This window comes from Synechococcus sp. RC10A2 (genome assembly GCF_047502605.1).
The window spans coordinates 12,560-20,717 of record NZ_JANSHP010000015.1 but is presented as its reverse complement, the minus strand read 5'-3'; the positions used below and the strand labels follow the sequence as shown (position 1 = coordinate 20,717).

Sequence of the window (8,158 nt, the reverse complement as noted above, 5' to 3'; positions counted from 1 at the left end):
GTTGGTTTGCTAAGTGCTGCTATTGTACCCCTTGAGCCCTTAACAGGCTGTAACTTCATTTTCAAGAGCAATGCAACGGTTCCCCACGTCGATCCCTAACTCCCCAATTGAGCCATACTGATTACAAGCTGATATGTACAAAGTTCCATTGATATTGATTGATCGATTGAAGATTGCATTGATGATTATTGATCGCAACATTGCAGGAGCCTTGGTATGACCTCTGCCGCTTCCCCCATCCAATCCAACCCGATTCCTCTATTTACAGCCGACTTTTGGCAGGAGACCTTTGCCCTCGCCCGCCGCTTGTTTATCCAATTGCAGCGTCGCCCCGCCACCCTGCTGGTCGGCATCATCCAGCCGCTGCTCTGGCTGATTTTGTTCGGGGCCTTGTTCCAGAATGCCCCTGCCGGCATTTTCGGGGCCGGACAAAACTACACCCAGTTTTTGGGGGCAGGCGTGATCGTGTTTACGGCCTTTGGCGGGGCCTTGAACGCCGGTGTGCCGGTGATTTTCGACCGGGAGTTCGGATTTTTAAACCGATTGCTGGTGGCTCCCCTCACCTCTCGCTTTTCCATTGTGCTGGCCTCTAGCCTGTTCATCGTCAGCTTGGCGCTGCTGCAGACGGCGGTGATCGTGGGGGCAGACTACGTCCTCGGCGGCGGGATCCCGGACGGGCCGGGCTTGGCGGTGGTGGCGTTGATCGTGGGCCTGTTGGTCTTGGGTTTCACCGCCCTGAGCTTGGGCCTGGCCTTTGCCATGCCGGGGCACCAGCAGTTGCTGGCCTTTATCTTTTTGGTGAATCTGCCGCTGATCTTTTCCAGCACCGCTTTGGCTCCCCTCAGCTTTATGCCCACCTGGCTTCGCTGGGTGGCCAGCCTCAACCCGCTCACCTTTGCCATCGAGCCGATTCGCCACGTCTATCGCAGCAGCACCTGGAGCTTTGCCGATGTGGTGCTGCAGGCCCCCTGGGGCGAACTCACCCTGGCGGGATCCCTGGGGCTCTTGACAGGGTTTGTGGTGGTGTCAGTGCTGCTGGTGCAGGGGGTGCTGCGCAAGAGTTTGGCCTGAGCATTTTGCCCAGGCTGTGCCCCTCAAAGCCACTGGCGGGAGACGGACTTCTCTAGCTCTGCCTGCGCTTGCTGCACCAGGGCCAGAGGGCTGTCCTTTGCTGGCGAGAGATGTAGAGGAGGGGTGAGGCTGCGGGCCTGCAGGGCCATGTGGAGCTGCAGTTCGGTTACATAGTCGCGCAGGTCAAAGCCAGCGGCAGAAGAGGAGCGAGCTGTAGCGGAAGCGTAAGAGGCAGACATCACGGCAAGAAGTCCCTCGGAAAATGGCCACCGTCGCCCTGCTACGCTATCACGCCTGCTCCCTTCGAGGGAGTTCCAGAATGTTAGCTTTGATTAAGCTTTGCAACAGATTTTGGCCATGGCGGTTCTTGAAGATTGGCAGCGCTCCAAGTTGGATCCCAGCGACGATGCCCTCTTTTACGACTATCCCCGCTTCGTAACCCATGTGGATGCCGGCTTCATCGGCCAGCTCACCGATCTCTACCGCGAGTATTTGCGGCCTCAGAGCCGCATTCTCGATCTAATGAGCAGTTGGGTTTCCCACCTGCCGCCGGAGATGAACTTTGCCCATGTGGAAGGGCATGGGATGAATGCTCAGGAACTGGCCGCCAACCCCCGGCTTGACCATTTCTTCGTCCAGAACCTCAACCAAAACCCGCTTCTGCCCTTCCCGGACTGCACTTTTGATGCAGCGCTGAACGCGGTTTCGGTGCAATACCTGCAGCAGCCGGAGCAGGTGTTTGCCGAGGTGCATCGCATCCTCAAGCCCCAGGGCCTTTTCATTGTCAGCTTCTCCAATCGCATGTTTTTCCAGAAGGCCATCCAGGCCTGGCGGGATGGCTCGGAAGCAGAGCGGGTGGAGCTGGTCAAGCGCTATTTTGAGTCGGTGCCGGGATTCGAGATCGTCGAGGTGATCCAGCGGCCTGCTCCCCTGGGTTGGCTTGCCCTTTTGGCCGGCGGGGATCCCTTTTACGCTGTGGTCGGTCGGCGAACCGAGGCATGAGGCCATCCATCTTGCGCGTGGCGCCCTTGCATTTCTGGACTCCAACCGGCATGCCGCTGCGGTTCCCCGGCCTTGAGGGGCGGGTTGCTCCCTGCCGAACGACGGGGGCAAAGGCGACGAGACTGGATCCCTGAGGCAAACTGCCATCCCGAGGAGGTTCTGCGGGGGTTCTCCGGGCAAGCTTAGGAAGGGGGGGGCAAAGGGATCTGCAGCTCCACCACTGTGCCGCTACCCAAGCGGCGGTTGCGCCAGGTGATGGTTGCCCCGATTAGCTCGGCTCGGTAGCGCATGTTGAGCAATCCATGGCCGTGGCCAGGTTTCTGATCGGGATCGATCCCACCGTTGAACTCCGGCATGCCACGGCCATCGTCGATGATCTTCAGCTCCAGGTGGGTGTAAGGGGCTTCGGGATTGACAGAAGGCTCCTCTGCGCCGCTACCGGCTTGAACCTTGGGCTGAATGGTGATGTCGATGCGCCGTGCCCCTGCGTGTTTGACGATGTTGTTCAGCGCCTCCTGCACGATCCGAAAGATGTTGCTTTGGCAGGCAGGGCTGAGACGGGAGAGCAGGCCATCGGCGCGGTTGTCGAAGCGGGTGAGAAGCGGGTGAGGAGAACGCTGGGCCGCCCGTTCCAGAAGGCTGCGCAGAGCCGGGCCCAGGTTAAAAGCCCGCATGGCCAGCGGCTGCAGATCCTCGACGATCCCCCGCAACTCGGCCATGGTCTCCTGCAGTTGGACGCTCATGACGCGTAGCTGAGCCTGGCCGGCAGGGCTGAGGGTCGGATCGCCGGCGAGCTCCTGAATCTGACGAGACAGAGCTCCCAGATCCGCTAGGGTCTGATCGTGCAGATCGGCGGCCAGGCGACGACTTTCCGCCTCTCGCCCCTCGGTCAGCCCTTGCAAGGCTGCTGCCGTCGCCTCTTGACGGCGAACCTGCTCGTAGAAGGAGGCCCGCTGCAGCGCCACTGCCGCAATGTCTGCCAGCGCTTCCACCAAGTCCCTATCTGCAGGGGCAAATCCGGCGGCTTCGGGGGCAGTATCGGCAGTTGGAGGCTTCCGGCCTGCCGTCGCCAGGGGCGGAATGGAGGCGCAGAGCACACCCGCAATCTGGTTGGCATCGGTAACCAGAGGTACACACAGTAGGGAGCGGATGCCCTTCTGCAACAGCGTCTGGCGGGTGGGAAGGGGCAGCGGAAAGGTTTGGACATCGGGGATCAGCAGCGTGTCCAGATGGGTGTAGCAACTTACCCAAATGAGCTGGCTCAGCTCAGGGGTCAACGTCTGCCCCACCTGGGAAGGGATCCCCGGCTGACGGCGGTATTCCTGAAGAATGGCGAGGGGTTCTGGAGCCGCTGCAGGCTGTTGGGCGCTCGGCCCATAGCCGCTCCGCGGCGCCACAAAAGTACAGCGATCGACCTGCAAAACTTCCGCCATGCCCTCGAGGGCAATCTCTACCACTTGGTGGGGATCATAGGTGCCGCTGAGGCGCTGGGCGACCTGGCGCAACAAGCTTTCCCGCTGGGCCGAGATGCGGGTTTGCTCGTAAAGTTGCGCCTGTTGGAGGGCGATCCCCGCCTGCTCGGCCACGGCTTCCGCCAACTCCAGATCCTCCGGCTGCCAGGGGGATCCGCCGTGAGGGTAGCGCAGCAGGGCAATACCCCCCAACACTTCCTGTTGTCGCTGCGGCTGGTCAGAGGCAAACAAAGGCACCCACAACAGCCCGCTTCCCTGCCGCTGCGGCTTCAAGTCATCCGGCACCACCACCGGCTCCTTCAAGGTGGTCAGCAGGCTGGCTGCCAAGCGCAACTTGGCCTGAACCGTTTCCGACAATTCCGGCGGGATCCCCGGCTCCGGCCAGGGCTTCTGGAGGGATCCCGTCAGCGGGGCATCCAGCAAGGGCTCCGTCCCGCTCACGCGCACGGCAGGGGTGAGCTCCGGCGCATAGATGCCCACAGGATGCAGCATCTCCTGTTCCGGCTGCCAAAGGGCCAAGATACACACATCCGCCTGAAAAGCCGCACCAATCTGCTGGGTAATCGCGTGGAAGAGAGTGGTGGGCTCCAGGCTGGAGCGAATTGCCGCTGTGATCGAGTGCAACAGCGCCAGCCGTTCCGCCTGCCGATGGGCCCGCTCAAACAGGCTGGAACGAGTTAGGGCAATCGCCAGTTGGTAGGCCACCGAGCGCAACAGGTCAATCTCCTCCGGCTGCCAGGGGTGGGGTGTAGTTAGGTATACCCCCAGCAGCCCGATCATCCCCCCTGGCGCAGCAGCCAAGTCGGATCGGCCCGTCTGCGGATCCCTGCCGCCGGCTTCCCCCAGCCCGGCTCCTGCTGAGCCCACCGCTTGCAACGGGATCAGCACCGCCGAGCGAGCCTGTAGCGCCTGGAAAGCGGCCAGTCCCTGCGGCGGCAACAGATGTTCCTGAGCCGGCTGCATATGCAGGGCTATTTGCACCACCTGCCCCTCCTGCAACCGCTCGCACAGCGAGCCAAAGTCTTGGATCCGGTACACCTGCCCCAGGGACGGGGCCAGCCCAGGGCTTAGGGCCTCGTGGGTGACCTGAACCGTCTCCTGATCCGGGTTGATACTGTAAAAACAACAGCGGCTCAGCCCCTTCACCCCTTTCGAGAGAAAGGCGTGCTGCAGCTCCTTCAGGGCAGTGCTGACGATTTGATCCCACTGCAGAAAGCGGTGGACAGTGCTGGTGATGCGGTTGAGCAACGCCTCCCGCACCGCCTGTCGGCGGCTGCGCTCCAGCAGCTTGGCATTGATAATGGCGCTGGCCGTATAGGAACAAAGAAACTTCACTACTTCTACAAAGCTGGCCTCCAAGGGTGTCCGGCTCAGCAGAGCCAAAGCGCCCAGCCGCTCCTCCCCGCGGTTAATTGGGTAGGCGACAAAGCCCCGCAGGCCATTGGCCCTCACCCACTCCGGGGCAGGCATCCAGACCTCTTGATCCGGGTTGTTGCTCAAGAGGGGCAACCCTTGCTGGACCACACGCCCCATAGGGCTGTCATCGGGGTAGATTCGCTCAATTTGGGCGTGGGCAGGGCTGAGCAGGCCAGCATGGGCCACCGACCGAAAGCAACCCTCTTGCGGGTCGAAAAACCAGAGGCGAGCGGAGGCCACGCCCAGGCGGCTCACCATCTGGTGCACTAGGGTTTGAGCCAACTTGAGCAGGCCTTGCTCCCACACCTCCGGCTCCGCCGCTTCTGAAGCCTCTTGCGAAGAGAGCAGCACCAGTTCCTGAACGATTTGGTTGGCAGCCTGAAGCTGGATCAAGAAAGTGGAATCCGGATCGACAAAAGCCTGCAAAGGCATAGCAGCAAGCAATAGAAAAGTCAACTCCAACAGCCTGAACTCAGGCAACCACCTTCTGCACCGCCTCCAGCCGCCCCAAAGCCCAGCCCCGCCGCTGCAACAGCGCAAAAGAGGCCATCAAATCCGGCCCCTGCAGATCCCCTGTCAGGGCGGCCCGCAAGCTTTTCAGCAGCAGGCCCTTTTTCATCCCCTGGCTTTTGGCCACCTCTTCCACCAGCGGTTTTAGGCTGTCCGCGGAAACTGGCTGGGGCAACTCAGCAGCAGCCAACGTGGTGGCCATGGCGGCCATCGCTTCCGCCACCCCCGGCAGGCGCAACTGTTCCAGAGCCGGCAACGAGTAGCTGAGGGGCTCTTGAAACAAAAAGCGGCTCAGGGGAGGAGCCTCCGTCAGGCGGTCGATGCCCTCGGCGATTAGGCAGGCCACCTCTTCCAGCCAAGTGGGATCCGGCACGGATCCCAGGTCAAACCCCGCCGCCTGCCAAAAGGGTGTCAGCCGCTCCACCAATTCTGCCGGGGAGAGCTGCTTGATGTACTGGCTGTTGATCCAGTTGAGCTTGTCCCAATCAAAACGAGCGGCAGCCCGGTTGACCCGGTCGAAGTCAAACATCGTAGCCGCCTTTTCCAACGAGAAGATCTCTTCCCCATCGGGAGGCGACCAACTGAGCAAAGCCAAGTAATTCTTGAGAGCTTCCGGCAAGAAGCCCATCTGCTGAAACTCCGCCACCGAGGTCGCCCCATCCCGCTTGGAGAGCTTCTTCCCTTCTGGATTCAGGATCAGGGGAGAATGGGCAAACTGCGGCGGTTCATGACCCAGAGCGCGGTAGAGCAAGATCTGCTTAGGCGTGTTGCCGATATGGTCTTCGCCACGGATGACATGGGTGATGCCCATGTCGATGTCGTCCACCACCACTGCCAGGTTGTAGAGAGGGTAGCCATCCGCCCGCGCGATCACCATGTCTCCCCCCAAATCCTGGGTGTTCCAGGTAATGGGGCCGCGGATAAGATCCACCCACGACACCTCCAGGGGCTCCTCGATCTTGAAACGGATCACCGGCTGCCGACCCTCGGCTTCATAGGCCCGTCGCTGCTCCTCAGTGAGAAAGCGGTGGCGGTTATCGTAGCGGGGAGCCTTGCCGGCGGCCTTCTGCGCAGCGCGCATTGCTTCTAGCTCCACCTCGCTGACATAGCAGCGGTAAGCCAGCCCCTGGTCCAAAAGCTGCTGCACCACCGCTTGGTAGCGCGCGATGCGGTTGGACTGGTAGATGGGCCCCTCATCCCAATCCAGTCCCAGCCAGGCTAGCCCTGCTAAGATGTTGCGGGTGTAGCGGGGGGAAGAGCGCTCGCGGTCGGTGTCTTCGATGCGCAAAATGAACTGGCCACCGTGGCGGCGAGCGTAGAGCCAGTTAAACACCGCCGTCCGGGCGGTGCCGATGTGCAAGTTGCCAGTTGGGCTAGGGGCAAGGCGAACGCGAACACTCACAGGCAACGGTTCTCAAACAGTGCATCCCGATCCTAGTCGGCAGGGGGATCCCGTGTCATGTTGGGGGCTGCAACCGTTGTCAACCGAAGTCTTTCGGGTAGAATCCGCCTTAGCTGCCGGTCAAGAGGTAGGCTCCCCGGGGGTCAAGGTTGGTGGGCAACGCCCAGCTTCTGCTTTTTCCGGTGTTGAGGAACGAACTACAGTAGCGTAGGAGGAACTACAGCACATGCGTCTAACCCTGGCGATTGTTCTGGGCTGTCTAGCCGCCGGGATCCCGGCGGGGGCTGTTTTTGCCCAAATTGCCTATCCTTCTTACCCGGTGGGGGATGCCCTGGATGCGATCCTGCTGGATAGGGGCAGAGATGCGGATCCGGTGGTTTTCCCTGAAGAGGTAGTGCGCTCCCAGGCCCGGCGAACCACCGCCTTCTTCACCACTTTGCTGAACCAGCGCACCAACATCCCGCCCTTGCGCTCGCTGGATTTGCCCAGCCCCTACCAAGCCTCGGTCCGCACCCAGGCTGGCTATTACCGCGTTACCCAGACAGAGCCTGTTTTGGACGCCGAGCTCCTCCGCTAGGCAAGGCAGATACCCAGCCTGCATTGTGTAGAACCTCTACAAATTCGTGGTTTCGGCCAGGGGGCGTCGGGCCGAGAGGCTAAGATCGGCTTGTAGCGTGTTCAGGCTGCCTATGTCTGCCCGATCCAAAGTAGAAGCCCTCCCCAAGGGCATGGATCCCCGCCAGTTCACTGCAGCCGATGTGGCGGCCATTGCGGAGCGTCTGGAGCGCAACGAGTACCCCAACGTGTTCGACTGCCTGGAGGATTGGCACACCCTGCGGGCCATTGCCTTTTACTCTCCCGAGCTGGTGGCTCCTTATGCCCATCTGTTGGAGTGGGAAGTGGATGAAGACTAGAGCTGTCCTTGTAGCTCTGAGCTTTGCTTAGAAGGGATCCCCCTCCTCAACCAGAAGGGGGAGAAGAGCTTCCATCTAGCCCCTGTCTGCGAATAAGATAGCGCACTTCTTCGAGGAGAACGTTAAACCTCTGGTCATTCTCGATCTGACGCTGGTTGATGGCCTGGATAGCGCGTTCGTGCTCTTGTTGCAATGCAGTGAGAGTGATGAGAGCTTGAGTTACTTCCTCGGCCCATTCGGCCAAGTGTGCTAAGTCCGAGCGGGTCTCACGGACAACTTCCTGTAAGTCTCTCAAGCCTTGCGCTTGAGCCACGTTTTGCTCATAGCTTTCCCGAATGGCCTGGCGCAGCTGCTCAATTTCCCGGCTGCGA

At 60.9% G+C, this 8,158-nt stretch carries 7 protein-coding genes and 1 pseudogene; 4 read left to right on the top strand and 4 right to left on the bottom strand.

Translation table 11 applies throughout. The annotated features are described in order from the left end of the window. Positions 1-216: 216 nt before the first annotated feature. Positions 217-1,071: an ABC transporter permease gene (locus NW848_RS01435; RefSeq protein ID WP_011431489.1), complete on the top strand. Its 855-nt coding sequence runs from the start codon at positions 217-219 to the stop codon at positions 1,069-1,071. Positions 1,072-1,094: 23 nt separating this feature from the next. Here NW848_RS01435 and NW848_RS01430 read toward each other — a convergent pair whose 3' ends face one another. Continuing rightward, on the bottom strand, positions 1,095-1,310 hold the full coding sequence (locus tag NW848_RS01430; RefSeq protein WP_011431490.1) for a hypothetical protein: 216 nt from the start codon (positions 1,308-1,310) through the stop codon (positions 1,095-1,097). Between the two features lie 118 nt (positions 1,311-1,428). Here NW848_RS01430 and NW848_RS01425 point away from each other — a divergent pair, with 118 nt between their 5' ends. Next, a complete protein-coding gene (locus NW848_RS01425) occupies positions 1,429-2,073 on the top strand; it encodes a class I SAM-dependent methyltransferase (RefSeq protein ID WP_099813303.1) in 645 nt (214 codons plus the stop codon). Positions 2,074-2,255: 182 nt separating this feature from the next. On the opposite strand, the gene NW848_RS01420 is transcribed toward NW848_RS01425, so the two are convergent. Both NW848_RS01420 and gltX read right to left on the bottom strand, forming a co-directional pair. Next, on the bottom strand, positions 2,256-5,393 hold the full coding sequence (locus NW848_RS01420; RefSeq protein WP_143596985.1) for a GAF domain-containing sensor histidine kinase: 3,138 nt from the start codon (positions 5,391-5,393) through the stop codon (positions 2,256-2,258). Positions 5,394-5,433: 40 nt separating this feature from the next. After that, a complete protein-coding gene (gene gltX, locus NW848_RS01415) occupies positions 5,434-6,873 on the bottom strand; it encodes a glutamate--tRNA ligase (protein ID WP_099813302.1) in 1,440 nt (479 codons plus the stop codon). A gap of 226 nt (positions 6,874-7,099) precedes the next feature. On the opposite strand from gltX, the gene NW848_RS01410 reads away from it, so the two are divergent. Both NW848_RS01410 and NW848_RS01405 read left to right on the top strand, forming a co-directional pair. Next, the gene (locus NW848_RS01410; protein ID WP_011431494.1) at positions 7,100-7,450 is read left to right on the top strand and encodes a hypothetical protein; all 351 of its coding nucleotides are present in this window, start codon (positions 7,100-7,102) and stop codon (positions 7,448-7,450) included. A 112-nt stretch (positions 7,451-7,562) separates the two neighbouring features. Then, positions 7,563-7,787, top strand: a complete 225-nt coding sequence (locus tag NW848_RS01405; RefSeq protein ID WP_083759181.1) for a DUF2555 domain-containing protein — start codon at positions 7,563-7,565, stop codon at positions 7,785-7,787. A gap of 46 nt (positions 7,788-7,833) precedes the next feature. Here NW848_RS01405 and NW848_RS01400 read toward each other — a convergent pair. After that, positions 7,834-8,158, bottom strand: a pseudogene (locus NW848_RS01400) (hypothetical protein); the annotation flags it as partial.

Coding starts and splice junctions, on each gene's coding strand:
- NW848_RS01435 (WP_011431489.1), top strand. CDS start 217: ATGACCTCTGCCGCTTCCCCCATCCAATCCAACCCGATTCCTCTATTT.
- NW848_RS01430 (WP_011431490.1), bottom strand. CDS start 1,310: ATGTCTGCCTCTTACGCTTCCGCTACAGCTCGCTCCTCTTCTGCCGCT.
- NW848_RS01425 (WP_099813303.1), top strand. CDS start 1,429: ATGGCGGTTCTTGAAGATTGGCAGCGCTCCAAGTTGGATCCCAGCGAC.
- NW848_RS01420 (WP_143596985.1), bottom strand. CDS start 5,393: ATGCCTTTGCAGGCTTTTGTCGATCCGGATTCCACTTTCTTGATCCAG.
- NW848_RS01410 (WP_011431494.1), top strand. CDS start 7,100: ATGCGTCTAACCCTGGCGATTGTTCTGGGCTGTCTAGCCGCCGGGATC.
- NW848_RS01405 (WP_083759181.1), top strand. CDS start 7,563: ATGTCTGCCCGATCCAAAGTAGAAGCCCTCCCCAAGGGCATGGATCCC.